Below are 26,423 nucleotides of genomic sequence, written 5' to 3' on the forward strand. Positions count from 1 at the left end.
CTCAGGAGCCTCCCCGGGCGGTCAGCCCACTGGCGTACAGGTGGTCCAACGCACCGGCCGGGTCCGGTTCGGGGCCGGCCAGGGCGAACGCGACGGCCGCGTCGAGGGTGGCCTCCACCTCGGCGTCGATCGCCTCCCGGTCGGGCGGGGACAGCCGGGCACCCTGGATGTCCACCGGGTCCCGGGACCGGCCGTCGGCCACCTCCTGCGGCGTGCGGTACGCCAGGCGTACCGCGTGTTCGAAGGTGTGGTGGGCGTCGAACCGGTAGGTGCGGGCCTCGACCAGCTCCGGCCCGCCGCCGTCGCGCATCCGCGCGACGGCGGCGGCCGTGACCTGCCGGACCGCCTCCGGGTCCTGTCCGTCGACGACGACGGCCGGGATGCCGAACGCCTCGGCCCGGCCGGTGATGGTGCCGGCGACCGCGCCGGCCACCGGCATGGTGGTGGCGTAGCCGTTGTTCTCACAGACCAGCAGCACCGGCACCCGCCAGAGCGCGGCCAGGTTGAACGCCTCCAGCAGCATCCCCTCGTTGACCGCGCCGTCACCGAAGAAGCTCGCCCCGACCACGGGGTTGCCGCGCTGCCGGTGCGCCCACACCGCGCCGGTGAGGATCGCCGGGGACGCCCCGACGATGGCGTTGGCGCCGAGCACCCCGATGGAGAGGTCCGCGGCGTGCATCGAGCCGCCCCGGCCCCGGTTCAGTCCGGTTTCCCGGCCGCACAGTTCGGCCATCATCCGGGCCGGGTCGGCACCCTTGGCGAGCACGTGGCCGTGCCCCCGGTGGGTGCCGGTGACCAGGTCCCCCGCGTCGAGTGCGGCGCACACGCCGGCGGCGATCCCCTCCTGACCGAGGTAGGGGTGGATGCCGCCGACGATGTGCCCGGAGCGGACCAGGGCGATGGCCCGCTCCTCGAACCGACGGATCAGCCGTACCGTGCGGTAGAGCCGGGCCGGGTCGGCGTCGGTCACCGGTCGCGGCCCTCCTTGACGGCGGCGAGGATGTCGTCCCAGAGCTGCGCGCGGGCGGTCAGCGCCAGGTTGACCGTGTCGGCGCACTCCTGCCACTTGGTGTCGTCGTCGCCGCACAGGTCGGCGAGCATCTGCATCGCCATCGGGGTGTGCTGCTCACCGTCGACCTCGATGTGCCGCTCCAGGTAGTCGACGAAGGTGTGCAGCCGGTTGCTGCGCTCGTTGACGGCGACGACCTGGGTGAACATGTCGGGGATCAGGTCCTCCCGGCCGAACGCGAACGCGGCGGCCTGACAGTGCACCGGGGTCGAGGAGATGATCTGCCAGGTGGTGGCGGCGAAGGCCCGCGACGGTGCGGGCACGCCCGCCTCGACCAGCGCGTCGGTGACCGACGAGCCGGCGCGCAGCAGCTCGACCAGCCGGTCGACGGCGGTGGTGTCCGCGCCCGCCTCGCCCATCCCCCGCACGTACAGCTCGAAGTGGCTGATGAAGCCCTCGCCCAGCTCGTCGCTCTCCTCCACCATGACGATGTCGTTGATCAACCGGCGGCTGCCGGTCGGCCCGGTGGGGATCCACGGCACGTCGACGCAGGTGAGTTGCCGCTGCAACGACTTCAGCAGGGACATGAAGTCCCAGACCGCGAAGACGTGGTGCTCCATGAAGGTGACCAGCGCCTCGTGGGTGTCCAGGTTGGCGTAGAGCGGGTGCTTGACCACCACGTCGCGGCGGTCGGTCACCGCCTTCTCCAGCCGCTCGATGCCCGGGTGTGTCTTGCCCCAGTCGTACCGTGACATGTTTCTAGCCTTCCTGCTGGGCGCGCTCGCGCCAGATGACCGGGCAGTAGTCGGGGTCCGCGTAGTCCGGCCGACCCTCGGGGGTACGGCGGACCAGCACGTCGTGGTTGTACGCGGCGAGGGTGCCGTCGGAGAGCGGGAACTCCCGGTGGGCGTTGTCGCCGTCCTGCAGGTGCAGCGAGATCGCCCGGCGCGGGCGTCCGCTGACGTTCGCGCCACTGCCGTGGTAGGTGCGGCAGTGGTGGAAACTCATGTGCCCTTTGGGGATCACCATCGGGATCTTGCGGATCTGTGCGCCGTTGTGCGCCGCGTTCTCGGCCAGCATCTCCTCGAGCTGGTCGCGGTCCCGGTCGGCGAAGTGCCGGACCACGGTGTCGTCCGCGCCGATCTCCGACCACCGGTGCGAACCGTCGACCATGGTGATGGTGCCCATCTCCTCCCCGCAGTCGTGGAACGGGATGAACGCGGTGAGCATCCGCTCCGACGACGAGGACGACCAGTAGTGCTTGTCGAAGTGCCAGGGCACGATGTTCGACGGTTCACCCGAGATCGGCGGCTTGTAGATCAGCGTGGACTGGAAGATGCGGATCTCGTCGGCCTGCGCCAGCCGGGCGGCGACCGCGCCGATCAGCGGCTTGCGCAGGATCGCGGCGATCCCGTCGTGCTCGTAGTGGACGTAGTCGTTGTGCCGCTGCACCGGCCCCTTCGACGGGTCCCAGTAGGCCAGCTTCGGCGGGCGCACCGGCAGGGTGCGGTCCCGCTCACCGTCGTAGTAGCGGTCGGTGGCCGCGGTCAGGGCGTCCACCTCGGCGTCGGTGAGCAGCTTCTTCGTCAGGTACCAGCCGTGCTCGGCGTAGTGCCGCACGTCCTCCGCTGAGGGGAGCAGTGACTCCTCCTCGGCGGTCAACGTCGGATGTGTCGTGGTCATGCCCCTACTCCTCGTGCCGTGCCGACCGCGACGGCGGGGGTCGCCCCCGCCGCGGCCAGCTCCCGTTCCTTGGCCTCGTAGAGCGCCCGGATGTTGCCGCTGCCGAAGGTGCGCGCCCCCCGCCGCTCGATCAGCTCGAGGAACAGGGTGCGGCGGACGTGCATCGACTCGGTGAAGATCTGCAACAGCTGCCCGCCGTGGTCGGCGTCGACCAGGATGCTGAGGTCCCGCAGCCGGTCCAGCGGCGCGTCCACCTTGCCGACCCGCTGCTCCAGGGTGTCGTAGTAGGCGGCCGGCGTGCCGGCGAAGCGCACCCCGCGGGCGCCCAGCGCGCCGACCGCGCCGACGATGTCGTCGGTGCGCAGCCCCAGGTGCTGCACCCCGGCCCCGTGGTGCTCGGTGAGGAACTTGTCGATCTGACCGGGCCGCCGACCGGCGTCCGGCTCCAGCAGCACCAGGGTGACCCGTCCGGAGGCGTCCTGCACCACCTTGGAGTTCATCGCCTGCCCGGCGACCTCGATGTGCTCCTCGAAGATCTGCGCGAAGCCGAACACCCGCTCGTAGAGCGCGACGGTGTCGTCGAGCTGACCGGGCGGCACGCAGACCGCCAGGTGGTCGATCTCGGCGAGCAGCCGCGGGTCGGTCCCGCCGGCCGGGGTCGCCTCGATCGCGCCGGGCAGGAAGTCGTCGGAGTCTCCGCGCCGCTCCACCAGCCGGTGCAGCACGTCACCGAAGCCGCCCACCTCGGCGGTCACCACCTCGGCGTCCGCGCCGGTCCAGGTGCGCGGCGGCGTCACCGGCGTCGCACCCCGGGCCACCAGCTCCGCGTACGCCCCGGCGGCGTCGCCGACCTCCACCGCCACCACCGCGATCCCGTCACCGTGCCGGGACACGTACGTCGAGGCGGGATGGTCGGCGGTGAGCCCGGAGGTCAGCACCATCCGGATGTCGGCCTGACCCAGCAACAGGGAACGCTGCCCGACCAGCCCGGTCTCCGGACCGCCCTGGCCCCGCAGGGTGAAACCGACGGCGGTCCCGAAGTAGAAGGCCGCCTGTCGGGCGTCCCCCACGTACAGTTCAATGTGGTCTATGCCACGAATATCCATCTCTCCAGCCCTTCCCCATGTCCCCCCGTGACTGCCGTCCGGGCGCGTGCGGCCCGGGTCGCAGCGTCGATCACCTCCCCGGCCCGGCGGGCCGGACGCCAGCCCCGGTGGTACGCCGCAGCAGCAGGCTCACGTTCTGCCCGCCGAATCCGAAGGAGTTGGTGAGCGCGAATTCGGCCCGGCTCGCCCGTGGCACGTCGCGGACGTGGTCAGCCGGGCAGTCCGGGTCCGGGTCGTCCAGGTGGTACGTCGGCGGCAGCAGGCCGGCGCGCAACGCCAACGCGCAGGCCGCCGCCTCCACCACCCCGGACGCGCCGAGCAGGTGCCCGGTGAGCGCCTTGGTGGAGCTGACCGGCACCCCGCCGACCCCGAAGACCTTGCCCAGCGCGGTGCTCTCGGCGATGTCGCCGAGTTTGGTGCCGGTGCCGTGGGCGTTGACGTAGCCGACCTCGGCCGGCGGAACGTCGGCCCGGGCCAGGGCCTGCCGCATGCAGTCGGCCGCCCCCTCACCGTCGGGCCGGGGCATGGTCGGGTGGTGCGCGTCGGTGGTGCTGCCGTAGCCGGCCACCTCCGCATAGCTGCGGGCGCCCCGGGCGGCGGCGTGCCCGGCCCGTTCCAGCACCAGCAGGGCGGCCCCCTCGGCGAGCACGAACCCGTTGCGTCGCCTGTCGAACGGTCGGCTCGCCTCGCTCGGGTCGGCCCAGCCGCGGGCCAGCGCGCGGGCGTTGCCGAAGGTGTCGGCGAAGGTCGGGAAGAGCGGCGCCTCGCTGGCCCCGCAGAGCACCACGTCGGCCTCACCGGCCCGGATCAGCCGGGCCGCGTCGGCGACCGCCTGGGCCCCGGAGGCACAGGCCGTGCCGACCGACGAGCTGTAACCCCGGATGCCGTGGGCGATGGCGATCCGCGCCGACGCCATGTTGGGCAGGATGCCGGTCAGCAGGTACGGGCTGACCGCCGCCCGGCCCCGCTCGGTGCGGGCGATCACCTGCTGCTCCAGGGTGGACATCCCACCGACCCCGCCGACGATGACGCCGATCCGCGCCGGGTCGACGTCCCGGCCCACCTCGATGCCCGCGTCGGCGAGCGCTTCGGCGGCGGTGAGCAGGGCGAACAGCACGACCCGGTCGAGTACCTTGGTTTCCGGGCCGGTGGCGACCGTACGCGGGTCGATCGGCGGGAGCACCCCGGCGACCTCGAGCGACTCCCGGGCCGGGTGTCCCTCGGGCGGCCGGCTCAACCCGGACGTCCCGGTGGTCAACGCGGCGAAGGTGGCGTCCACCCCCCGCCCGACCGGGCTGAACAGGCCCATCCCGGTGATCACGACGGTCATGATGACGACCCGGCGAGGTAGCGTTCGCGCAGCGCCACCTTGCGGACCTTGCCGGTGACGGTGACCGGGATGTCGTCGGCGCTCACCGGCACCACCCGACGCAGGGTGGCTCCCACGTCCGCCCCGAGCGCGGCCCGGATCGCCTCGGTCCGGTCGACGGTCGGGTCCGCCCCGGCGGCCAGTTCCAGCAGCACGTCGGTGGTGACCGTGTCACCGTCGGCGACGATCAGCACCGTGCAGTCGGTGACGTCGGGGCAGGCGGCGAGCACCCGTTCCTCGGACAACGCGGTGAAGTAGCGCCGCCCGTCGGGCAGCGTCACCGAGTCGACCGCCCGGTCCAGGTGGTAGTAGCGACCGTCGGCGTCGGCGTGGACCAGGTCACCGGTGAGGTACCAGCCGCGCAGCCGGAACCGGTAGCTGGTCACCGAGTCGTTCCAGTAGCCCCGGAACAGCGACGGCGAGTCGATGCCGAGGAAGCCGACCTGACCGGGGGGCAGCTCGTTGCCCTCGGCGTCGAGGACGGCCACCCGGGCGAACCGGTAGGGGCGGCCCACGCAGCGGCCGTACCGGTCGGTGTCGGTGGTGTGCGTGATGTGGAACATCGAGTGCCCCATCTCGCTGGAGCCGAGGCCGTCGATGAAGACGGAACCGGGGACCCGGGTGACGCCCTGCCGGGTGAACACGTCCCGCGAGCCGACGGCGACGAGCCGGCGTACGTGCGGCTCGTGCGAGCAGTCGCCGGTGTTGAACCACAGCCGCACCGAGTCCAGGTCGTACCCGCTCAGGTCGAAGCGGGCCAGCTCCGCCCAGGTCATCGAGAAACCGAAGACCCCGTCGGGCCGCCACTGCCCGATGGCGTCGAGGACCCGCTCGCCGCCCTGCTCGGACAGCAGGAACATCTCCGCCTGGTTGCCCAACGCCTGGTTGACCATGAGCACCGTCGCGGTGTGCGGGGCGGGCAGCGCGTTGAGGATCCGCCGGGTGCCCTGCGCCTGCGGCATGGACAGCAGGTGCCGGGTGGCGGCGAAGAGGCTGGCGTGCGAGTGCAGCACCGCCTTCGGTACCCCGGTGGTGCCGGAGGTGTGGGTGATGACGATCGGGTCGTCGGGGTGGTGCCGGTAGTCGGCCGGGGCCTGCGCCGGGTCACCGCTGCCGGCCTCCTGCGGGGTGCCCAGCAGCGGTGCGCCGAGGTCGTGCCCGGCCAGCAGCTCGGTGTGCGCGGCGTCGGTGAGCACCCCGGCACCGCGCAGCCGGCGGATGTACTCGGCGGCGATCTCGGGGCGCAGCTTGCCGTTCATCAGCGCCGGGATCGCGCCGAGCCGGGCCAACGCCAGGAAGCTCAGCACCATGTCGGCGGCGGCGGTGGCCCAGACGGCGACCGGGTCACGGGGCCGCACCCCCCGGTCGTGCAGCCAGGCCGCCCGGGCGGCGACCCGCTCGTCGAGCTGACCCAGGGTGAGCGGCTGCCCGGCGGGGTGCCCGTCGACCGGGGTGTCGAAGGTCAGCCCCGGCCCCTGCGGGTCCGCACCGTGGGCGAGCACCCGGGCCAGCACGTTTCCCGCGCCGAGTTGCGGATCGGCGGCGAGCGCACCCCGCAGTCCCTTCGTCCTCATTGACTGTCTCCTCCCCCCAGCAGCACCGCGACCGCACCGGTGGGCGTCGCGTCGGGTGCCTCGTCGATCAGGACCAGCAACGCCTCGTCGGCGTCGCCGTCGTACAGCAGCAGTTCCCCCTCGGCGGTGGCGTCGGCCCGCGGGTCACCCGTCGGGCTCAGGCACACCACCGGACCGGTCAGTCCCCAACGGGCGGCGACCTGCCCGGCGACGCTGTTGGGCACCGACTGGAAGAAGAACAGTGGACCGACCCGCCCCCCGGCGGCGACGGTCGACCGGACGTGCAGGGCGCTGGGCCGGTCCCCGGCGGCGCTGACCAGCACCACCGCGCACCGGGAGCCGGCCGGGGCCGGGCTCGGGCGACGTTCCAGGCACCGCCCGGCCGCCGCCGCGACCAGCGGCGCGAACGCCGAGTGCACGAACCCGGGCAGCGGCGGTGGTGGCCCGTCGCCCGGTTCCGGCCAGCGCGCCTGCGCCAGCACCCAGGGTGCGCCGTGGCCGGCCGGACGGCCCGGGACGATCCCGTGCCCCGGGCCGCGCGTGCCGGTCACGGCGCACCCACCAGCAGTGCGGTGTTCGCGCCGCCGAAGGCGGCGTTGAGGCTGAGCGCGTACCGGCTGGTGACCGGGCGGGGCGCGGCGGTGACCACGTCCAGCGGGCAGGCCGGGTCGGGGCCGAGCCAGCCGGCGTTGACCGGCAGTTTCCCGTGCCCCAGCGCCGCCACGGTGACCACCAGTTCGAGCAGGCCGGACGCTTCCAGCGCGTGCCCGTGCAGCGCCTTGGTGGAGCTGACCGGCACCTGCCCGGCCTGCTCGCCCAGGGCCAGTCGCAGCGCCGCCGCCTCGGAGGCGTCACTGAAACCGGTGCCGGTGGCGTTCGCGTTGACGTAACCGACCGCCCCGGCGGGCAGGCCGGCCCGGCCCAGCGCCGCTCCGACCGCCCGGGCCAGCCCCGCGCCCTGCGGATCGGGTTGGCAGGGGTGGTGGGCGTCGCCGGCCCGCCCCCATCCGACCAGCGTCGCCACGGGGCTGCCACCCCGGGCGCGCAGCGCGGCGGCGGACTCCAGCACGACCGCGGCCACCCCGTCACCGAGCAGCAACCCCTGCCGTCCGACGCTGAACGGACGTACCGCCCCGTCGGCGGCGAGCGCACGGCCGGCGTCGAAGAGCGCGAACTGGTCCGGTTCCACCAGGTAGCCGGCGGCCACCACGACCCGGTCGGTGTCCCCCCGGTGGATCATCGCGGCGGCGTCGGCCACCGCGCTGCTCGCCGAGACGCAGGCGGTGGTGTAGACCCGGGTGGGGCCGCCGAGGCCGCACCGCCGGGCCAACCGGACGGCCAGTGTGGGTAGCTCCGGCCAGGCCGGACCGGCGTCGTCGCGTTCCCCGTCGGCCCACCACGGGTCGTCGGTGTCCGCGACCGGCCGGTCGTCGGTGTACGGGCCGGCCAGGGTGGCCGGGCCGCCGTGGGTGGCCAGCAACAGCGCCGCACCGGCCCGCTGTGCCGGGTCGAGCCCGGCGGTGACGCAGGCCGCGTCGACGGCGTCGGCCAGCTCCTGCGGCAGGGTCGCCACGTCGGGCCGGGTGGCCGCGACGGTCACCCGGCGGCCGGTGGTGGCGAAGCGGCCCACCGGCCGGAACGCCGGTACGCCGGACAGGACCCCGGCCAGCAGCGCGTCCACGCCCCTACCGAAGGCGCTGACCGCGTACGTGCCGGAGATCGTGACGGGTGCCCGCTCAACCATCGGCGGGGGCGGGTAGGTAGGTGTGGAACACGGTCAACGCGTCGTCGACGGTACGGATACCGGCGAGCTGGTCGTCGGTGAGGTCCAGCTGGGTGCCGTAACGCTGTTCGACGAGGTGCACCAGCCACGCCAGTTCCATCGAGCCGACCCGGTGCGGGACCTGCTCGACGGGTTTGCCGGTGAGTTCGGCGAGCATGCTCACCAGGTCAGCTCGCCCCAGGTCGGGCTGACCGGACATCAGCGGTTGTCGGTGGTCGCCCCGGCGACCCGGTCGGCGACCATGGTGGTGAACTCCCCCACCGTCATCAGGGCCAGCTTCTCCGACTCGTCGTCGGCGAACCGCAACCCGTACCGGTCCTCCACCCGGACGGACAGGTCGGACAGGGCGAGGGACTCCAGGTCCACCCCGGACGGGCCGAGGGTGGTGTCGTCGTCGATCCCGTCGACGTCGTAGTTCATGTCCTGGAGCTGCTCGATGACGAAGGTTCGGACCTCGTCTCGCATGACGGTTACCTCTCTCGATGGGCGAGTTGCCGGCACCCGGTCGGGGCACCGCGCGGGGACGGTTCGGGCGTACCGCCGACGGTCGGCCGGTGGCGACGCGGTGGTGACTCCCCGGCGGTCCTCGGGGACCGGCCGGGGGGTGGGATGGAGCGGACCGCTCACGGGGCCGCCGTTCGCAGCACGTCCAGCGAGCGGACCAGTTTGCCGGTGGTGGTACGCGGCAGTTGCGCCACCATGTGCAGGGTGCGGGGCCGCTTGTAGCCGGCCAGTCGTTCGGCGAGCAGCTTGTCCAGTACGTCCTCGGACAGCGGGCCGTCGGGCTGCACGAAGGCGGTGATCCCGTCGTCGTAGGTGACCACGGCGGCGGCCACCCCGGGCAGGCCGGTGAGGGTGGCCTCGACCTCGGTGAGGTCGACCTTCAGGCCCCCCACGGAGACCTGCGAGTCGAGCCGGCCCCGGACGGTGACCAGGCCGGTGTCCGGGTCGACGGTGCCCGCGTCGCGGGTACGCAGCCAGCCGTCGGCCCAGCGGTCGGGGTCGCTGAGCCCGACGTACGGCGAGGCGGGACAGCTGATCAGCAGCTCACCGTCGGACTCGCGGACCTCGATGCCGGGCGCGGGCATGATCGCCGGCCGGTGGCTGCCGTGCAGGTCGGTGCCGATGACACCGACCTCGGTCATCCCGTACATGTTGCCCAGTGGTACGCCGTGCCGGTCGGTGAACGCCTGCACGACGGCCGGCGGGACCAGCTCCCCACCGGTGGTCATCCGCTTGAACTGGGGCAGGGGCCCGTCCGGGCGGGTGGAGGCGAGCAGGCCGATGTGGAAGGGCACGCCGAGCACGGTGGCCGGGGTGTCCTGGGCGGCGATCGCGGCCAGCACGGCGTCGCCGCCGAGCCGCTGCGGCGGGACCAGCTCGACACGGGCGTGCAGACCGTAGAGCAGCCCCCCGACCAGGCCGAGCACGTGCACCATGGACGGCAGCAGGATGATCCGCTCGCCGGGCAGCGCCACCCCGTCGATCCGGGTGTAGCGGTGCACCTCGGCGACCAGGTCGGCGGCGGTGCGTCCGATCACCTTGGACGGTCCGGTGGAGCCGGAGCTGAGCTGGATCACGGCGTGGCCGCTGACCGCCGGGCGGTCCGCGTAGCCGGTCACGCTCTCGGTGACGTCGACGAAGACCTTCAACGCGCCGCCGGTGGTGCGGGCCGGGGCCACCACCACCTGCGGGGTGAGCCGGTGCAGCGCGCGGTCGACCTCGTGGTCGGTGAGCCGGTGGTCGAGCAGCACCGCCTGGCCACCGCTGCGCCACGTGGCCAACAGATTGACCACATAGGACAAAGAGGGCGGCAGACGCAACGCGACGGCCCCGCCGGGGCGCAGTCCGGCGGCGCGCAGCCGGTCCTGTGCCTCGACGACCAGGCGGTGCAGGGTGGCCCGGTCCACCGGCTCGGGCAGCCGGAGACAAATGTCGGTCGGACGGCCGCAGAACAACACGTCGTCCACCCAACCGGGGTCTTGCGCCGCAGGATCTTCCGTCGGGCGATACATGGTCACCGCCGGTCACCGTCCAGCATAGAATCGGGCAAAAGCGCCCATAAATGATGTCTCTTGGCGTGCTCACGGCACCCTACGACAGCCCGGAAGAGCATTTCTAGATGCGAATGGCTAGATCATAAAAGGCGGCCGGCCGGATTGCCGCCGCTCGATCGGCCGGGCAGGATCGGGCGCGTACGCCGACCCGGGACACCGCCGGCGGCATCGCCGTGCCCGCCGATCCGATGTGGAACCAGGCAGCCCGACGACGCCCCACCCCTGGTCAGCACCGGTCATCATGGACGGTGGACGGGCCACCGCAGGCGGCACCGGCGGATGCGGACAGAGGTGTGCCCGGCGACAGGTCCCTGCCGCCGGGCACACCCCCAGGAGTGACGCACAGTGATCAGTCAGTGGCGCTCCTCGGTCGTGGGACGGCACCCCGCAACACCAGCGCGCTGTTGAACCCGTCGAAGCCACGCGCACAGACCAGCGCCACCCGACTGACAGGCCGACGCGGGGCCCGCAGGAAGTCCAGCTCGCAACCCGGGGCCGGATCGACCGGACCGGCCGAGGCGGGCAGCGTGTCGCGGTGGAAGGCGAGCAGCGCGGTCGCCACGTCCAGGGCCGACCCGCCCTGGTGGGCCCGACCGGTCAACGACTTGTGGGTGCTCACCGGCGGCGGCCGGTCACCGAAGACCGCCCGCAGCGCCGTCGCCTCACTGCGGTCGTAGCGGGGCACCCCGAGGGCGTCGGGCACGACCAGGTCCACCTCGTCGGCGGTGCTGCCGGCGCGGGCCAGCGCCAGTCGCATCGCCCGCGCGTACGTCGCCGGGTCGCCGGCGGTGTCCGGGCCGGTGTGCACCGCGTCGTGGGTGGCCGCCCAGCCGGTCACCTCCCCGTAGATCCGGGCACCCCGGGCCAGGGCGTGCTCCCGCTCCTCCACCACGAAGACCGCACCACCCTCGGCCGGCACGTACCCGCCGGCCACCCGGTCGAACGGCCGGTACGCCGCCGGCTCGTCGACGGCGCTGAGCAGCCCGGAGCGGAGCTGACAGGCCAACGCGTACGGGCTCAGCGGGCACTCGGTCGCCCCGGCGATCACCACCGACGTGCCCCGCCGGATGGTGCGTACCGCGTGCGCGAGGCTGTCCAGCCCACCGGCGGCCTCGGCGACCAGCACCCCCGACGGTCCCTTGAACTGGTGGTGGATGGACAACTGCCCGACGCTTGCCGCATAGAACCAGGCGATCGACTGGTACGCCCCGACGGTGCGGCTCGACCCGCCCCAGAGCCGTTGCAGCTCCCGCTGCCCGAACAGGTTCCCCCCCGACGAACTGGCCAGGGTGACCGCCCAGTCGTACGGGTCGGGGGCGCGGGCGGGCAGTCCGGCGTCGGCGAGCGCCAACGCGGTCGCGGCGAAGCCGAGCTGGGTCCACCGGTCGGTCTGCACGAGCTGCCGGGTGTCCACGTACGCGGCCGGGTGGAAGTCGGGGACCTCGCCGCCGACCCGGGTGGGGTAGCCGGTCGGGTCGAACAGGGTGATCCGCCCGGTCCGCCGGACGCCCCCGGTCACCGTCCGCCAGTGCGCGTCCACGCCGATGCCGCTGGGCGCGACCACCCCGATCCCGGTCACCACCGCCCGCCGGTCCCCGTCCGGGTCACCGGGGGCGGTCGCCCGGGGCGGGCCGGAACCGGCAGCGGTCACCCCAGCAGCGGAGCGCGTCACCGCGTCACCGCCAGCCGACGGAAGAGCATCGCGGACTGGAAGCCACCGAACCCGCTGCCCACCGACAACGCCACGTCGACCGGGGTCTCCCGGGCCACGTTCGGCACGTAGTCCAGGTCGCACTCCGGGTCCCGGGTGGTCCAGTTGGCCGTCGGCGGCACCACGCCGTACTCGATGGCCAGGGCGCAGGCGGCCATCTCGATGGCGCCGATCGCGCCCAGCGAGTGCCCGACCATCGACTTGATCGAGCTGACCGGCACCCGGTACGCCGTCGGGCCGAGGGCCCGCTTGAACGCCGCCGTCTCGTGCCTGTCGTTCTGCCGGGTCCCGGACCCGTGCGCGCTGACGTAGGAGACCGCCGACGGGTCGAGGCGGGCCTGCCGCAGTGCCGCCGCGATGGCCAACCCCATCTCCACCCCGTCAGGTCGCAACCCGGTCATGTGGAAACCGTTGCTGCGGCTGCCGTAACCGGCGACCTCGCAGTAGACGTGCGCGCCGCGCCGCCGGGCATGCTCCCACTCCTCCAGCACCAGCACCGCGGCCCCCTCGGCCAGCACGAAACCCTGCCGGTGGGCGTCAAAGGGTCGGCTGGCGTGCCCCGGGTCGTCGTTGTCCGGGCTGGTCGCCCGGATCGCGTCGAACGAGGCGACGGTGACCGGGGAGATCGGCGAGTCGGCGGCACCGGCCAGCACGATGTCCGCCTCCCCGTCGACGACGAGCTGGTGGGCGTACCCGATGGCGTCGATGCCGGAGGTGCAGCCGGTGGAGACCACCTGCGCCGGGCCGTGCAGCCCGTGCCGGCAGGCCACGTCGGCGGCGAGGCTGCTCGGCACCAGCGCCTGATAGAGGTACGGCCCACCGAGGGCGTGGTCGACCAGCCAGTGCCGACCCGAGTCGCTGACCCGGACGTACTCCTGCTCCAGGGCGGTGGTGCCGCCGACGGCGGTGCCCAGCACCACCCCGGCGACGTCCCGCTCGGCGTCGGTCAGGTCGAGCCCGCTGTCGGCCAGCGCCTCCGCCGCGCAGGCCAGCGCGAACTGCACGTACCGGTCGGAGCGTTGCCGCTGCGCCGGGGTGAGCCCGGCGGCGTCCGGGTCGAAGTCGCACTCGGCGGCGATCTGCGACCGGTACGGCGACGGGTCGAAGAAACTGATCCGCCGGGTGGCCGTGCGCCCCTCGGTGAGGGTCTTCCAGAACCGGTCCCGGGTGACGCCGCCCGGGGCGACCACCCCGACACCGGTCACCACCACGCGGCGGCCGGTCACGACGGGCCCCGCTGCTCGACCAGCTCGGTGTCGACATGGCCGAGTTCCGGGCGGGGGGCGAGCGGGCCGAGGTGGAAGACCACCTCGGCGGCGACGTCGCCGGTGTTACGCAGCCGGTGCCGCACGTTGCGCGGCACGAACAGCGCCTCCCCGGCGGCCAACGGCACCGGCACGTCGTCCAGGTCGACGGTGATCGTGCCGCGCACGAGATAGAGGAACTCCTCGCTGTACGGGTGGTAGTGCTCGGCCACCCGGTCACCGGGGTCCACCGTCACCACCCCCATGAACCCGGAGGTGCTGCCGACGGTACGCGGGCCGAGCAGCACCCGCAGTTCCCCGCCGCGCCGCCGGTCGGCCGGCACGTCCCGGGCGGCGACCAGTCCGGTGGTGACCTCACTCATCGCCGCCTCCCGCGTACGCCCGCTCGATCCGTTCCTTGATCACGGCCAGTTGCACCCGGCTGTTGGTGTTGATCCGCTCGGTCATCGCCGCGTCGTCCACCGGGGCGGTCGGCTTCATCGCGAAGTCCTGCACCATCGCCGCGTCGTCCACCGGGGCGGTCGGCTTCATCGCGAAGTCCTGCACCCAGGTCATCCGGGTGCCCGCAGGCTCCGTGTCGTAGTACCAGTGGATCCGCATGTACTCGAACGGACCGGTCTCCACCCGGCGGGCCCGCACCTGCCAGGTCGCCGGATCGGTGGTGCGCTCGCTGACCCAGCTCCACGCGACGCCGTTCTCGTCGGGGTGCATGGTGAGCCGGAACCGCACCGTGTCCCCGTCGCGGTGCAGGATCTCCACCACGGCGTACTCGGTGAACAGGTCCGTCCAGCGCGCCACGTCGTTGGTGATCTCCCAGACCAGCGGCAGCGGGGCGGCGATGAGGATGCTGTTCTCGGTGTGCCCGGCCGGCCCGGCGGCGGCCACCAGGTCGGCCACACCGCCGATGCTGAGCTGCCCGGCCTGCTCGGGGATGCGTACCCGCCAGCGGTCGGCGACCACGGCGGACAGCTCCAGCAGGGCCAGCGAGTCCATGCCCAGTTCCTCCAGGCTGGCGGCGGGCGCGCGGGCGGCGGCGGCGGCGTCGAGGCCGCACCGGGTCACCAGGATCTCGGTGATCTCACTGGTGAGTGCCGTGCCATGGGTGACGGTCATCTCGGGTCCTCCTCCACCGGGCGGCTCACCCCGGTAGCCGTCACCTTCCGGCCGGGCCCGTCACCCGGGCGTCACCCGCCGACCCGCGACACCCCCACAAAGTGGTGACGTTGCGTTGACGCAGGCTGTGTATCGGCTATGCGAGAGCTGTCCATTGTGATGGAGGTTCGCAGTTCAGAGGCAATATCGCCCAGTCACGATACCTACACTATTGTTGACTGAGAGTAATCACATTGGTAGTGTTCGTGCCGGCCGGTCCGGTGGGAACGGCGGGTCCGGCAGCACAGCGAAGCGACCCGGCCACCGCGTCACGACCGACCGCGTCGGGACACCGGACGATCTGGACCCAGGCTTGCGTGCAGGGGGTGCGCCGTGACCGGTCATGCCAGCACGCCGACCAGTGACGTCCCGGCCGACCCACCGGTACGCCTGCACCTGCTCGGCGGCTTCCGGCTGCTGCACGGCGACCACCCGGTGGTGGTCCCCCGAGGGCTGCAACGGGTGATCGCCGTGATCGGCCTGCGCCCCGGCGCCACCCGCAGCAACCTCGCCGGCCTGCTCTGGCCCGAGGTGCCCGAGGAACGGGCGTTGTCGTCGCTGCGCACCGCACTGTGGCGGCTGCGCCAGGACCCCTGCTGCCCGCTACTGATCAGCGGAGACACCGTCCGCCTCGACCCGACGGTCCGCCTCGACGTGGACGACCTCGTCGCCACCGCGGCCCGGGTCCGCGACGGGGACGACCCGCGCACCACCGCCGTCGCGCTCGCCGCCGGCAGCCGTGACCTGCTCCCCGGCTGGTACGACGACTGGGTGCTGCTGGACCGGGAACGACTGCGCCAACTCCGCCTGCACATGCTGGAACAGCTCGCCGTCGACCACCTCGACGCCGGCCGGCACGGCGAGGCGTTGCAGGCCGCCCTGGCGGCGATGGCCGCCGAGCCGCTGCGCGAGACACCACACCGCCTGGTGGTACGCATCCACCTCGCCGAGGGCAACGCGTTCGAGGCGGTACACGCCTTCTACGTCTACCGGGACCTGCTCATGCGGGAACTGCGCCTGGAACCCTCCCCCACGATGTGCGCCCTGGTCGACGAGACCCTCGCCCCCATCCGGCAGGCCACCCGCCGCACCCCGGCGGCCCGCCGTCACGATCCGGACGAACGGTGTGACGACCAGGTGACACCTCCTGCGCCAGGGTGGATCCACCGAGAGCCCTGGACCGATCGGGGCGCACCACCGGCGAGAGGGGTCCGATGAGCCGTCTGGTGATCGTCAGCAGGATCATTCCCGGCGCGGAGGGGCGGGTCGCCCAGATCTTCGCCGAATCCGATGCCACCGAACTGCCCGGACTCACCGGGCTGCGCCACCGCTCCCTCTACCGCCTGCACGACCTGTGCGTACACCTGATGGAGACCACCGAGGTCGACCTGGACACCCTGGTCACCGCGTACAACCACCCGCTCTACCAACGGACCAACGAGCGGTTGTCGGCGCACACCTCGGCGTACCTGCCGACCTGGCGCTCCCCCCGGGACGCGCCGGCCGGCTGCTTCTACAGCTGGGACGTCTCCGACGCCCCCAGCCCGGAGGCCCTGCGCTGAGCAGCGCGGACACCGCCTCGGGCCACCACCGGGCCCGGTCACCACCACCGGTGGGTACGGCGACGGCGACACCGTGTCGTGACGTCGCCACCGCCCGACACCGGTCATTTCACCTGCGCAACGAGGGGCGGTCCTCCCTGTCGTCCGACATTCGCGTGTGCAAAGCTGCGGCGGGTCTTCGCGTTTTCCTCGCGACTTCAACGACATACGCAATAGGGAGGTAGCCGTGCCGTCGACTTTCGGGCAATGGCTGATCGTGATCCTGGCCCTGCTGGTGGGCCTGGGCGGAGGCTGGGCGCTGTGGGGACGGCAGAAGCCGGCCGCCACCTCGCCCATCGTGGAGGGTGACCCGGTCGTCGGGCTCTCCGCCGAGGAGAAGGCCGCCGCCGCCACGATCGACACACCGCGCCCGATCGCCACGGTCGACACCTCCCCGGCCCCCGCCGCCGTCGTGGACCAGCCCACCCCGCACACCGCGCCGGACACCGACCACGCCGCCCCGGCCACCGACTCGACCACCCTGACCGCCGACTCGACCGCCGACTCGACCGCCTCGACGATCTCGACCGCCGACTCGACCGTCGACGAGCACGCCATCACCGCCGTCGACGGCACGCCCACCACGATCGCCGCCGAGCGGTCCGCCCCGCTGGCCGACATCGACGACGAGTCGACCACCGCCGACCTGACCGGTCGTACCGTCTCGGACGAGAAGCCCGCGAGCACCGACGCCGACGAGACCGTCGCGCCGGTCCCCGCGCCCCGGGCGACCGTCGAGGACACCCCCGACACCCCGGGTACGGCGACCGCGCTGCCGCAGCCGACCACGGTCGACCCGGACGGCCCGGCCGCGAGCAGCACGGAGACCGGGGCCGACCCGCTCGCGGCTCCGAGCGCCGAGACCACGCAGCCCGCCGAACCGGCCATCGAGCCGGCCGCCGCCGAACCGGCCGCCGAACCGGCCGTGGCCGAGCCGGCCATCGAATCGGTCGCCGCTGAGCCGGCCATCGAGCCGGTCGCCGCTGAGCCGGCCATCGAGCCGGTCGCCGCTGAGCCGGCCACGCAGGTCTCCACCGTGGCGGACGGGGAGTCGACGATGCCGGCGAGCGTGCCGGACCCGGACCTGTCGGGCGCGGACGACGTGGACACCGCCCCCGTGGCCGTCGCGCCGGCGGTCCCGGCGCAGCGCACCTCCGTCGAGGACACCGCCCCCGCCGCAGAGGACACTCCGGTCCCGGCAGCCGCCCCGCTGTCGGACGCCTCCCCCACCCAGGGCGGGTCGGCGGACGACTTCCGTCGCATCCAGGGTGTCGGCCCGAAGATGGCCGCCGCGCTCCAGTCCGCCGGCATCCACACCTACCAGCAGCTCGCCGCGCTCGACGAGACGGGCCTGCGGGAGACGATCCGCGCCGCCGGACTGCGCGCCACCGCGAGCCTGGCCACCTGGCCGCAGCAGGCGAAGGTGCTGGCCGGTGCGGGTGCCGAGGCCGAGCGGGTGCTGCCCACGCCGACCGGTGGCGACACCCGGGACTGATCCAGCTCACCCGACAGGGCCGGTGGGCGGGCGTCATGCGCACCCACCGGCCCTGTCGCGTTTTCGGCCGGAACCCCGCGATTCGGCCTGAACCCCGGCTCCTGCGGTCGCGCGACCGCACCAGACGCGGCACCGCGCCGAAACCCGTGGACTTCCACAGTGCCCAGCCGCACGGGCGTCCCCGGTGCCGGGTCGACCTTCAGCCGGCTGGGTGGGGGTCACCGACCACCGTCGCGTCGGGTCGATCGCCGGAGAATCCAGCATCATCGCGCTGACCGTTCCGGAATACCGTTTATCCGGTCCCGGCCGGTGGGTACATGGGCGTCACCTCGAACACAACACAAGCCGGGAGGCACCCCCATGCGCGGTTCGTCGATCCTCGGAGTCATCGTCGTCATCTGGCTGGTCATCGGCGCCATCGCCGCTGGTCAGCGAGGCTATTACGGAAACGATGACACCAACTGTGCCGAGGCCGGCACCATCCTGGTGACCATCGTGGCCGGGCCGCTCAACTACATCGGCGCCAACCCGAAGATCGACTGCAAGCTCCCCGAGCCGTCGAAGTAAACCGTCGCACCCCGGCCCGCGCCCACCCCTCGGGGCGCGGGCCGCATCATGTCCGCTCCAGATCACCCCCACCCACCCCGCCCTGAAACCCCCCACCCACCCCCTAAACCATCCTAGGAGCCTACCCCACTACCCCCACCTCCCGCCCCCACCTCCGCCCACCCCAAGCCGCCCAAGCGCCCCAGGCCACCCCAGGCCGGTGATCAAGAGGTTTACGTCACGCCGACAGGGTTTTCTGACGTATACCTCTTGATCACCTGACGCAAAGCTCTTGATCACGGGAGGGAGGGAGGGAGGGGGGAGAGGGGCGGCGGGAGGGGGTGGGTCAGCCGCCCACGTGGATGCCGGGGCGGCGGGAAGGGTCGGGTTCACTCTTGCGGATGATCTCGCGGACCACGGGTGGGGTGTCGCCCCGACCGAGGATCAGGTAACGCAGCAGGTGGGCGAGCGGGTTGCCCTCGGACCACTCGAAGTGGGCGTGTGGTCGGACGCCGGTACCGTCGCGCAACGCCAGCAGGATCGCGGCGATCGCGTTCGGCACCGCCGGGCTGCTGGCCCGCAGCACCCGGAAACCGCCCACCTCGACCCCGTGCACCCGCAGCACCCGGCTGAACTCCGACGGGTCCACCACGTCGATCTCCAGGAAGAGCACGTCGGAGGCGCCCGGCACCGGGTTCATGCCCCGCTGGACCCGCTCCTTGACCCGGTACTCCTTGAGCGCGCCGGTGTCCCGCTTGTTGGCGATCAGGTGCAGTCGACCGTCGTGGGCCAGTGACTCGGCGACGAACCGCCGGGCCGGCCCGTCGAAGTCGATCCGCTCGGCCCGTAGCTCGGTGGTGCGGGTGATCCGGGAGACCAGCGAGACCACGACGATGCCGGCGATGAACAACCCGGAGATGGCGATCCCGTCCGGCTTCTCGATGACGTTCTCGACCAGCGCGTAGAGCAGCACCGCGGTCAGCACGGCGAAGCCGGACGCGGCGAACCGGTGCCGGGCCCGCAGGGTCGCGATGGTCACCGCCACCGCCCCGGAGACCATCATCGCCAGGATGCCGGTGGCGTACGCGCCGGCCTGGGCGTTGACGTCGGCCCGGAAGGCGACGGTGATGACGATGCTGATCAGGGTGTAGACCAGCACCACCGGTCGGACCGCCCGACCCCACTCCGGCGCCATCCCGTACGACGGCAGGTAGCGCGGCACGATGTTGATCAGGCCGGCCATCGCCGACGCCCCGGCGAACCAGAGGATCAACACGCTGCTGATGTCGTAGACGGTGCCGAACCCCTCGCCGAGGCGGGCGTGGGCCAGCCAGGCCAGCGCCCGGCCGTTCGCCGCGCCACCCGGCTGGAACTCCCGGGGCGGGATCAGCACGGTGGTGACGAAGGTGGTGGTCAGCAGGTACCCCGACATGATCAGCGCGGCGGCGGTGAGCAGCCGGCGGGTGTTGCGGATCCGGGCGGCCAACCGCTGCTCGCGGTCCGCGCCGGCCCCGCGTACCAGGGGCATCATGCTCACCCCGGTCTCGAAGCCGGACAGGCCCAGGACCAGCAGCGGGAAGGCCAGCACCGCCGGGCCGAGCAGATCCCCCACCCCGGAACCCCCGGCGGTCAGGGCCGCCGTCCAGTCCCGCACGGTGCCCGGATCGGCGGCGATCTCGGCCAGACCGACGGCCACCACCACCGCGTTGAGACCGAGAAAGACCACCACCAACGGTACGGCCACCAGCACCGCCTCGCTGAACCCGAGCAGGAAGACCCCGCCGAGGACGAGCAGCAGCGCCACCGTGACCAGCACGGCCACCCCGTCACCGTGCGGTGCCGACGACGGCAGGTACGGGTTCTCCAACAGGTGCACCGTCGCGTCGGCGGCGGAGAGCGTGATCGTGATGATCCAGGAGGTGGCGACGAAGCCGAGCAGCACCAGCACGAACAGTTTGCCCCGCCAGAACGGCAGCAGCCGCTCCAGCATCGCCACCGACCCCTGCCCGTGTGGGCTCTCCCGGGCCACCCGCCGGTACATCGGCAGCATCCCGAGCAGGGTGAGCGCCACGATCAGCAGGGTGGCCAGCGGGGAGAGCGCCCCGGCGGCGAGCGCCGCGATGCCCGGCAGGTAGGACAGGGTGGAGAAGTAGTCGACCCCGGTCAGGCACATCACCTGCCACCAGGGGTGCCGGCGTTGGCTACCCTCCTCGGTCTCCGGGCCGACCGGCTGCACCCGGTACGCGAACAGCCACCGGCGCAACGCGCCACCGGGCTGCGCCGGCCGGGCATGGCTGTCCACGCACTCCGGAAGCCCCACCGGTCCCGGCCGGGTGCGTTCGCCCTGCCCGGCGGCCCGTGCCTCGCGCAGCGCCCGCCCATGCCCCGGCGGCGGCGTGCTCCCCCGCCGTTCCCGGGTCCGCCGCTCCCGCGCCCCGTCCCGCCCGTCCGCCATCCCCCGACCGCCCTCGTAGGCCCTGACCCGACGGTAGGCGCTGAACCGGCCCCCACCGGCCAGAACAGGGGAAGCCGGGCGGACCGGCCCGGCGACGCTACCCGGGCGGGCCGGGCCGGCAGACCGGGCAAACCGGGCCGGGCAGGGCCGGGCCGGGTCAGGGCGGTCAGGGCGGTCAGGGCAGGACTGTCGGGTCGGGGCCTGCCGGCCGAACCGGGTGGATGGTCGGTCGGGAGCCGGGCGCGGCCACCGGGGCGGGTAGTCAGGTGCGGCGGGGATGGCCGGCCGGCACGCGGCGCAGGGCCGCCAACAGGGCCGCCGGATCGGTCACCGTGACCGTGGCCGCCGGATGGCGCAGCCACCGGCCGGGGGCCAGCCCCGACACCGGTGTGCCGAAGCGCAGGCACACCCCGGCCGTGGTGCCGGTACCGAAGGTCACCCCCCGGTCGGCCAGGGACAGGTGCGGCCCGACCGCCCGCCACCAGCGGTACGGCCCACTGCGCTGCGCGTCGACCACGTTCCCCCGCCCGGTCCGCAGCTGCCAGCGGCCGAACCGGATCACCAGTTCCTCGTCGTCGAGCAGCACGGCGCAGGTCTGCGGACGGATGCCGAGCAGCGCCAGCGGAACCCGGAACCCGGGGTCGAACCGGAAGGCGAACCGTTGTACGGGCATGACCGACGGGTACCCCGCGCGCGTGGCCCGACACCCGAACGGGCCGAACCGGTGGGGCCGCCCGAGGGCCGCCCGCGCACCGTGCGAGACGGCCGCCCCGGATGCCGCCCGCCGGGTCATTCCAGGGCGCGGGTCCAGTCCTCGACGTGGGTGCCCAGGTGGTCGGCGACGGAGCGCCAGTAGGGGCCGTCCTCGGCGTGGATCCGGACCCACGGCTGCACGCCGTCGCGGGCCCCGGCGCACAGCAGGTCGTACATCGCCCGGGCCCGGGGGGCGAGGGTCGCGGCGAGCGCGGGACGCTCCGCTGCCGGTAGGTCGTACCCGTCGACGAGGGTGCGCAGCCGGTGGGCCGACTCCGCGACCGGCCGGTCGGGGCGCATCCCGGCCATCGCCTGGGCGGCGTACGCCAACTCCCAGCGGCGGGTGCCGGGGCCAGCACCGTCCCAGTCGATCAGCACCCAGCCGCGTGGGGCGCGGACCAGGTTCCACGGTGCCGCGTCGTGGTGGCAGAGCAGGTCCGCGCCGTCGGGTCGGATCGGCACCTGCCAGCGGGCCGGCCCGGGGGGCGTGAAGTCGGCGACCGCGCGGTGCAGGTCGGCCAGCAGCCGGCCGATCGAGGCCAGTTCCGCCGTGCGGTAGAGACCCGAGGGGTGACCCAGCTCCCCCGGCACGTACTCCAGCACCTGGCGGCCCTGGTCGTCGCGGCCCAGCGGGCGGGGCGCACCGTCGAAACCGACGTCGTGCAGGTGGGTCAGCAGGGCGTCGACGGCGTCGGTCCACGGGCCGACTGGCCGGCGGACGGTGTCGCCGATGCGGACCACACCGGTGGTGACGTTGCCGGGCAGCGGTTGTTCGATCGGGCTCACCCGGCCATCCTGGTCGAACGGACGCGTCCCCGCGCGCCGGTTTCCCGGCGCGCGGGGACCCCCCGTCCCGGCTGCTACTGCAGGAACGCCCCCAGCGGTGAGAGCAGCAGCCGGCCGAGCGCCGCGGCGTTGTCGTCCAGCCGCGCGCGCTCGCCGTCTCGGGCCTGCGGGTCGTGCCGGCAGCGCCAGATCTTCTGCGCGTTGCGCCAGGCCACGTCCCGGGTGTACTCGACCAGTTCGCCCTGGTACCAGTCGTCGATGTCGCCGTTGAGCATGTCGAGCAGCAGTTGCCACCGCTCCAGGTAGCCCCGCCGCAGCGACGGGATCTTGTCGGCGAAGATATCGTTGATCTTGAGATAGTCGCGGTGCTGTTCGGTGCCGTCCACCGGCTCGGACTCCAGGTGGTCGAACGTGGTCACCAGGGCGAACGGCAGGTCGAAGTTGATGTGCGCGTTCACCCCCGCCGCCGCCGACGGCAACGGCCGGGCGTCCGGGCCCTTCATCCGCTTGAACAGGCACGACCAGGCGCGCGGGGTGGTCGGGCTCGACTCGGTCCACAGCCGCATCGCGTCGAAGTAGCGGGCGGCGAACTCCACGTCCAGCCGGGACAGGAACACCGGGTCCGCGAAGTAGTCGTCGTAGAGCCCCTCCAGCACCCGGCTGGTGATGGTCAGGTAGAGCCGGTTGAAGTCGGCCAGCGGGCAGCTGCCCTCCAACGGCGGTAGCCGGACCAGCAGGTCCTGGAGTTTGGTGAGGTGGTCGACCACCGCCGGGACGTCCTCCGGGTGGTCGGCGAGCAGATCGACGATGTCCACGTGGACGGGGCCCCAGACCGGTTCCGTCATGTCTCCTCCACAGTGGTCGGGGCAGCGCCGTGCCGTCGTTGACGAGGGACAGCCTGGCAGCGTCGACCGGGCGCGGGATCAGTAGAACGACGTATTCGACCGCGCCGTACGTACGCTCACTCGCCCCGGTTCCGCAGGTGGATGGCGCTGGCCTGGACCCGGGTGCGCACCTGGAGCTTGTCGAAGATGTGCGACACGTGCACCCCGATGGTCCGCTCGCTGATGAACAGCCGCTGACCGATCTCCTTGTTCGTCAGACCTTCGGCCACCGCGGCGAGCACCTCGCGTTCCCGGGCGGTCAGCGTGGTCAGCTCGTCGACGACCGGCCCGGCTACGACGGTTACCGACCCCGACCCCGACCCCGCGGGCCGGCGGTGCCCCACCCCGGTCGACCGGGGACGGCCCTGCCGGCGGTCGACCCCGGTGGGTTGGGCACGGTCGGTCAGCTCCACCCGCGCCCGGCCGGCCAGCGTCCTGATCTCGCTGGTCAACGGCACCGCCCCCAGGCTCAACGCCATCTCGTGGGCCTGTCGCAACAACGTGCCGGCGGCGCTGCTGCGACCACGCCGGGCCAGCAACGCCTCAGCCTGGCGCAACCGCGAGTAGGCAGCCGGGTAGGGGTGGTTACGCTTGTCCCACTCGGCTGCCGAACGGGCCCAGGCGTCCGGGTCACCCCGGCCGTCGAGCCGGGTCAGCTCGGCCGTGCACAGCGCCAGGAAACCGTCGGCGACGACCCGTACCGGCCCGGCCGCCGTCGCGCTCTTGGCCGTCACCCGGTCGACCGCGTCGCGCAGCCGCCGCACCGCCGTCGGGTCCACCGCCACGGTACGACTCGCGTGCGCCTCCGCCTCCGCGCGCAGCCCGTGCCAGGCCAGCGTGCCCAGCAGCACCACGTCGTCGGAGCGGCTCTCGGTCATTCCCCGCTGCACGGCCTGCCGGGCCACGTCGTGCCGGCCCTGCCACATCGCCAGCCCGGCCCGCAGGATCAGCATCGGCAGGACGTGCCGGGGCGCACCGCCACCGGCGAGCATCGTCGCCACCGCCTCCAGGTCCCGGTCGGACGCCTCGACGTCGCCGTACCCGACGGAGAGCCGGCAGCGGGCCAGCAGCAGCTCCACCGCGTCGGCCCCGGACGGGCGGTGCCGCAGCGCCGCAGCGACGACCTTCTCCGCCTCCGCCCACTGGCCGACCCGGAACAGCCCGTTGGTGGCGATGGCCAGCAACCGGGTCTCGTAGGTGCGGCCCAGGCCCAGCTCGGCGACCCGCTCGGCACCCCGGCGGGCCACCACCACCCCCTCCTCCAGGATGTTCAGCGGCCCGGTCAGCAACTCCGCCAGGTGCAGGTACGCGCAGGCCACGTCCTCCGGGCCACCGGAACGTTCGGCGGTCTCCAGGGCCCGGCGGACCACGGCCAGGCCCGAGTCCGGGTCCTCCAGGAACGCCTCGCTGAAGCCGAGCGCCGCGCTGGCCAGCACCACCGAGTTGGTGCTCCCGTCGACCGTCGCGGCCAACTCCAGGGCCTCCCGGGCGCGCTGACCGGCGTCGGCGTAGCGGCCCTGGAGCACCAGCAGATGGGCCAGTTGGGCGGCGGCGGCGGCCCGTTCCCCCGCGGTGCAGGCGACGGACTCCAACACCCCCCGGTACTCCGCCTCGGCGGGCGCGGACCGGCCGGCGGCGGCCAGGTAGCGGGCCCGCCGGATGCGCACCCCGCAGGACGGATCGAGCGGTTCACCCCCGGCCAGCTCGGCCAGCAGGGACAACGCCCGGGCGTGCTCGCCGCTCTGGTGGGCGGTCTCGGCGGCGTGTTCGAGCAGCACCGCCCGGTCGACCTCGGGCGGTACGCCCCCCGGCCCGCTGGTCGGGGTCGCGGCCAGCTGCAACGCCGCCGACCAGTGCCGGTGCGCCTCGGCGAAACCGTGCAGCCGTTGCGCCTCCCGGGCGGCGGCCATCGCCGCCGGCAGGGCCCAGGCGGGCTCGCCGGCCAGCCGCCAGTGATGGGCCAGCCGGGCCTGGTGCAGCTCCGCCGGGGCCTGGGTCAGCGCCTCCGCGTAGCGGCGGTGCAGGCCGGCGCGCTCCGCCGGGAGCAGTTCGTGGGCGAGCACCTCGGCGACCAGCCGGTGCCGCAGCCGGTAGCCGTCGTCCGCGCCGACGAGCAGCCGGTGGGCCACCGCCTCCCGCAACGCCTCGATCAGTTCCGGCTCGGGCAGCCCGAGCACCTCGGCCAGCAGCCAGTGCTCGACCGGCTCGACCCCGGCGGCCACCGCGTGCACCGCCGCGTGCGCCTGCCGGGGCAGCACGTCCACCCGGGACAGGAAGATCTCCCGCAGCGTGTCGGACAGCCCGTCGCGGCCGTCACGCAGGTCACGGGCCAACTCCTCGACCACGAACGGGTTGCCGCCGCTGCGCTGCCAGACCTGGTCGGCGGCTTCCGGGGCGAGGGGTGTACCGACGATCTCGCCCGCCAACCGGTCGGTGTCGGCCCGGTCGAGCGGGGCCAGGTCGAGCACCCGCACCGACCGCAGCCGGCGTAGCTCGGTGAGCACCCGGCGCAGTGGATGGGCCCCCTGCAACGACTCGGCCCGCACCGCCGCCAGCACCGACAGTTGCAGGTCACCCAGGCCGGCGAGCAGGTAGAGCAGCAGTTGCCGGGTGGTCCGGTCCACCCACTGGAGGTCGTCGAGGACGAGCACCAGCGGCCGGCCCTCGGCGATCAGACTCAACCCCCGGGAGACCCGTTCCAGCAGCGCCCCGGCGCTGTCCGCGCCGCTGCTGTCCTCGGCGAAGGTCCGCAGCAGTCCGCGTACCGCCGAGGAGGTGCGGGCCTGCGCGGCGGTGAGGTCGGCGTCGAAGCGGCGCAACGCCTGGAGCACCGGATGCAGCGGGGAGGCGTCGCCGATGTCCAGGCAGGAGCCGGTGAGCACCACCGCTCCCGCGTCCCGCAGCCGTGCCGCAGCCTCGGTCAGGAGCCGGGTCTTACCCACCCCGCTCTCCCCGGTGACGAAGACGGCGGCGGTCTGCCCGGGGCCGATGTCGTCGTGGAGCGCGGCGCGCAGCGTCGCCAGCTGGTCGGCACGGCCGACGAGCGGCGCGCTGTCCACTTCGCTGGCCATGTCCGCAGCCTAGTCACAGGTCCCCGCACCGTTCTACGGGCTTGATTCGTCTCTGGTACCTCTCGCGTCGAGTTTGCGACTAAAGGTGGTCGCCCGCCGACATACGTCGTTCGGCAGATCCCC

Annotated in this window: 24 protein-coding genes; 4 read left to right on the forward strand and 20 right to left on the reverse strand. The window is 73.4% G+C overall.

Annotation, left to right across the window (positions count from 1 at the left end):
- Window position 1: 1 nt before the first annotated feature.
- The 15 genes from ACQP2H_RS16795 to ACQP2H_RS16865 all read right to left on the reverse strand — a co-directional run bounded on the left by ACQP2H_RS16795 (window position 2) and on the right by ACQP2H_RS16865 (window position 14,670).
- Window positions 2-970, reverse strand: coding sequence for a thiamine pyrophosphate-dependent dehydrogenase E1 component subunit alpha (locus ACQP2H_RS16795; RefSeq protein WP_433227992.1), 969 nt, complete (start codon window positions 968-970; stop codon window positions 2-4).
- Window positions 967-1,764 (reverse strand): DUF3050 domain-containing protein, encoded by a 798-nt coding sequence (locus ACQP2H_RS16800; RefSeq protein ID WP_208566504.1) that lies wholly within the window; start codon window positions 1,762-1,764, stop codon window positions 967-969. Before ACQP2H_RS16800 ends, ACQP2H_RS16795 begins: the two co-directional genes overlap by 4 nt.
- A 4-nt stretch (window positions 1,765-1,768) precedes the next feature.
- Window positions 1,769-2,692, reverse strand: coding sequence for a phytanoyl-CoA dioxygenase family protein (locus ACQP2H_RS16805; protein WP_219462425.1), 924 nt, complete (start codon window positions 2,690-2,692; stop codon window positions 1,769-1,771).
- Complete coding sequence (gene hppD, locus ACQP2H_RS16810) at window positions 2,689-3,798, reverse strand: 4-hydroxyphenylpyruvate dioxygenase (RefSeq protein ID WP_219462426.1); 1,110 nt, start codon at window positions 3,796-3,798, stop codon at window positions 2,689-2,691. The genes ACQP2H_RS16805 and hppD overlap by 4 nt, the downstream gene beginning before the upstream one ends.
- 70 nt (window positions 3,799-3,868) lie before the next feature.
- The gene (locus ACQP2H_RS16815) at window positions 3,869-5,128 is read right to left on the reverse strand and encodes a beta-ketoacyl-[acyl-carrier-protein] synthase family protein (protein ID WP_219462428.1); all 1,260 of its coding nucleotides are present in this window, start codon (window positions 5,126-5,128) and stop codon (window positions 3,869-3,871) included.
- A complete protein-coding gene (locus tag ACQP2H_RS16820) occupies window positions 5,125-6,741 on the reverse strand; it encodes a class I adenylate-forming enzyme family protein (RefSeq protein WP_219462430.1) in 1,617 nt (538 codons plus the stop codon). The genes ACQP2H_RS16815 and ACQP2H_RS16820 overlap by 4 nt, the downstream gene beginning before the upstream one ends.
- On the reverse strand, window positions 6,738-7,262 hold the full coding sequence (locus tag ACQP2H_RS16825; protein WP_433233560.1) for a beta-ketoacyl synthase chain length factor: 525 nt from the start codon (window positions 7,260-7,262) through the stop codon (window positions 6,738-6,740). The genes ACQP2H_RS16820 and ACQP2H_RS16825 overlap by 4 nt, the downstream gene beginning before the upstream one ends.
- Before the next feature lie 26 nt (window positions 7,263-7,288).
- Window positions 7,289-8,485, reverse strand: coding sequence for a beta-ketoacyl-[acyl-carrier-protein] synthase family protein (locus ACQP2H_RS16830; protein ID WP_208566509.1), 1,197 nt, complete (start codon window positions 8,483-8,485; stop codon window positions 7,289-7,291).
- Window positions 8,478-8,723 carry an acyl carrier protein gene (locus tag ACQP2H_RS16835; protein ID WP_208566510.1) on the reverse strand — a complete coding sequence of 82 codons (246 nt, stop codon included), beginning with the start codon at window positions 8,721-8,723 and terminating at the stop codon, window positions 8,478-8,480. The genes ACQP2H_RS16830 and ACQP2H_RS16835 overlap by 8 nt, the downstream gene beginning before the upstream one ends.
- Window positions 8,723-8,989, reverse strand: coding sequence for an acyl carrier protein (locus ACQP2H_RS16840; RefSeq protein ID WP_208566511.1), 267 nt, complete (start codon window positions 8,987-8,989; stop codon window positions 8,723-8,725). The genes ACQP2H_RS16835 and ACQP2H_RS16840 overlap by 1 nt, the downstream gene beginning before the upstream one ends.
- 158 nt (window positions 8,990-9,147) lie before the next feature.
- Window positions 9,148-10,539 (reverse strand): class I adenylate-forming enzyme family protein, encoded by a 1,392-nt coding sequence (locus tag ACQP2H_RS16845; RefSeq protein ID WP_219470016.1) that lies wholly within the window; start codon window positions 10,537-10,539, stop codon window positions 9,148-9,150.
- A gap of 391 nt (window positions 10,540-10,930) precedes the next feature.
- Entirely contained in the window at window positions 10,931-12,163 is a 1,233-nt protein-coding gene (locus ACQP2H_RS16850) for a beta-ketoacyl synthase N-terminal-like domain-containing protein (protein WP_433233563.1), read from the reverse strand.
- 86 nt (window positions 12,164-12,249) lie between these two features.
- The gene (locus tag ACQP2H_RS16855; RefSeq protein WP_219462431.1) at window positions 12,250-13,518 is read right to left on the reverse strand and encodes a beta-ketoacyl-[acyl-carrier-protein] synthase family protein; all 1,269 of its coding nucleotides are present in this window, start codon (window positions 13,516-13,518) and stop codon (window positions 12,250-12,252) included.
- Window positions 13,515-13,919, reverse strand: a complete 405-nt coding sequence (locus tag ACQP2H_RS16860; RefSeq protein WP_219462433.1) for a cupin domain-containing protein — start codon at window positions 13,917-13,919, stop codon at window positions 13,515-13,517. Before ACQP2H_RS16860 ends, ACQP2H_RS16855 begins: the two co-directional genes overlap by 4 nt.
- Window positions 13,912-14,670 carry an SRPBCC family protein gene (locus ACQP2H_RS16865; protein ID WP_433227997.1) on the reverse strand — a complete coding sequence of 253 codons (759 nt, stop codon included), beginning with the start codon at window positions 14,668-14,670 and terminating at the stop codon, window positions 13,912-13,914. Before ACQP2H_RS16865 ends, ACQP2H_RS16860 begins: the two co-directional genes overlap by 8 nt.
- A 372-nt stretch (window positions 14,671-15,042) precedes the next feature.
- Between ACQP2H_RS16865 and ACQP2H_RS16870 the strand changes: the two genes are divergently transcribed.
- From ACQP2H_RS16870 to ACQP2H_RS16885, 4 genes are all read left to right on the forward strand, one after another.
- A complete protein-coding gene (locus ACQP2H_RS16870) occupies window positions 15,043-15,927 on the forward strand; it encodes an AfsR/SARP family transcriptional regulator (protein WP_219462436.1) in 885 nt (294 codons plus the stop codon).
- The gene (locus ACQP2H_RS16875) at window positions 15,924-16,271 is read left to right on the forward strand and encodes a TcmI family type II polyketide cyclase (RefSeq protein ID WP_208566516.1); all 348 of its coding nucleotides are present in this window, start codon (window positions 15,924-15,926) and stop codon (window positions 16,269-16,271) included. The genes ACQP2H_RS16870 and ACQP2H_RS16875 overlap by 4 nt, the downstream gene beginning before the upstream one ends.
- 226 nt (window positions 16,272-16,497) lie before the next feature.
- The gene (locus tag ACQP2H_RS16880; protein WP_433227999.1) at window positions 16,498-17,805 is read left to right on the forward strand and encodes a hypothetical protein; all 1,308 of its coding nucleotides are present in this window, start codon (window positions 16,498-16,500) and stop codon (window positions 17,803-17,805) included.
- Window positions 17,806-18,165: 360 nt separating this feature from the next.
- A complete protein-coding gene (locus ACQP2H_RS16885; RefSeq protein WP_145919792.1) occupies window positions 18,166-18,372 on the forward strand; it encodes a hypothetical protein in 207 nt (68 codons plus the stop codon).
- A gap of 325 nt (window positions 18,373-18,697) precedes the next feature.
- Here ACQP2H_RS16885 and ACQP2H_RS16890 read toward each other — a convergent pair whose 3' ends face one another.
- The 5 genes from ACQP2H_RS16890 to ACQP2H_RS16910 form a co-directional block, all read right to left on the reverse strand.
- Window positions 18,698-20,806 (reverse strand): amino acid transporter, encoded by a 2,109-nt coding sequence (locus ACQP2H_RS16890; protein ID WP_255597596.1) that lies wholly within the window; start codon window positions 20,804-20,806, stop codon window positions 18,698-18,700.
- A gap of 262 nt (window positions 20,807-21,068) precedes the next feature.
- On the reverse strand, window positions 21,069-21,479 hold the full coding sequence (locus tag ACQP2H_RS16895; RefSeq protein ID WP_357536753.1) for a hypothetical protein: 411 nt from the start codon (window positions 21,477-21,479) through the stop codon (window positions 21,069-21,071).
- Window positions 21,480-21,595: 116 nt separating this feature from the next.
- Window positions 21,596-22,345 (reverse strand): phosphotransferase, encoded by a 750-nt coding sequence (locus ACQP2H_RS16900; RefSeq protein ID WP_357536755.1) that lies wholly within the window; start codon window positions 22,343-22,345, stop codon window positions 21,596-21,598.
- Between the two features lie 74 nt (window positions 22,346-22,419).
- Entirely contained in the window at window positions 22,420-23,190 is a 771-nt protein-coding gene (locus tag ACQP2H_RS16905; RefSeq protein WP_357536757.1) for a DUF5995 family protein, read from the reverse strand.
- A 116-nt stretch (window positions 23,191-23,306) separates the two neighbouring features.
- Window positions 23,307-26,300: a helix-turn-helix transcriptional regulator gene (locus ACQP2H_RS16910; RefSeq protein ID WP_433228001.1), complete on the reverse strand. Its 2,994-nt coding sequence runs from the start codon at window positions 26,298-26,300 to the stop codon at window positions 23,307-23,309.
- Between the last annotated feature and the right edge of the window lie 123 nt (window positions 26,301-26,423).

Source organism: Micromonospora sp. CA-248260 (assembly GCF_050942205.1).
Classification (GTDB): Bacteria; Actinomycetota; Actinomycetes; order Mycobacteriales; family Micromonosporaceae; genus Micromonospora; species Micromonospora antibiotica.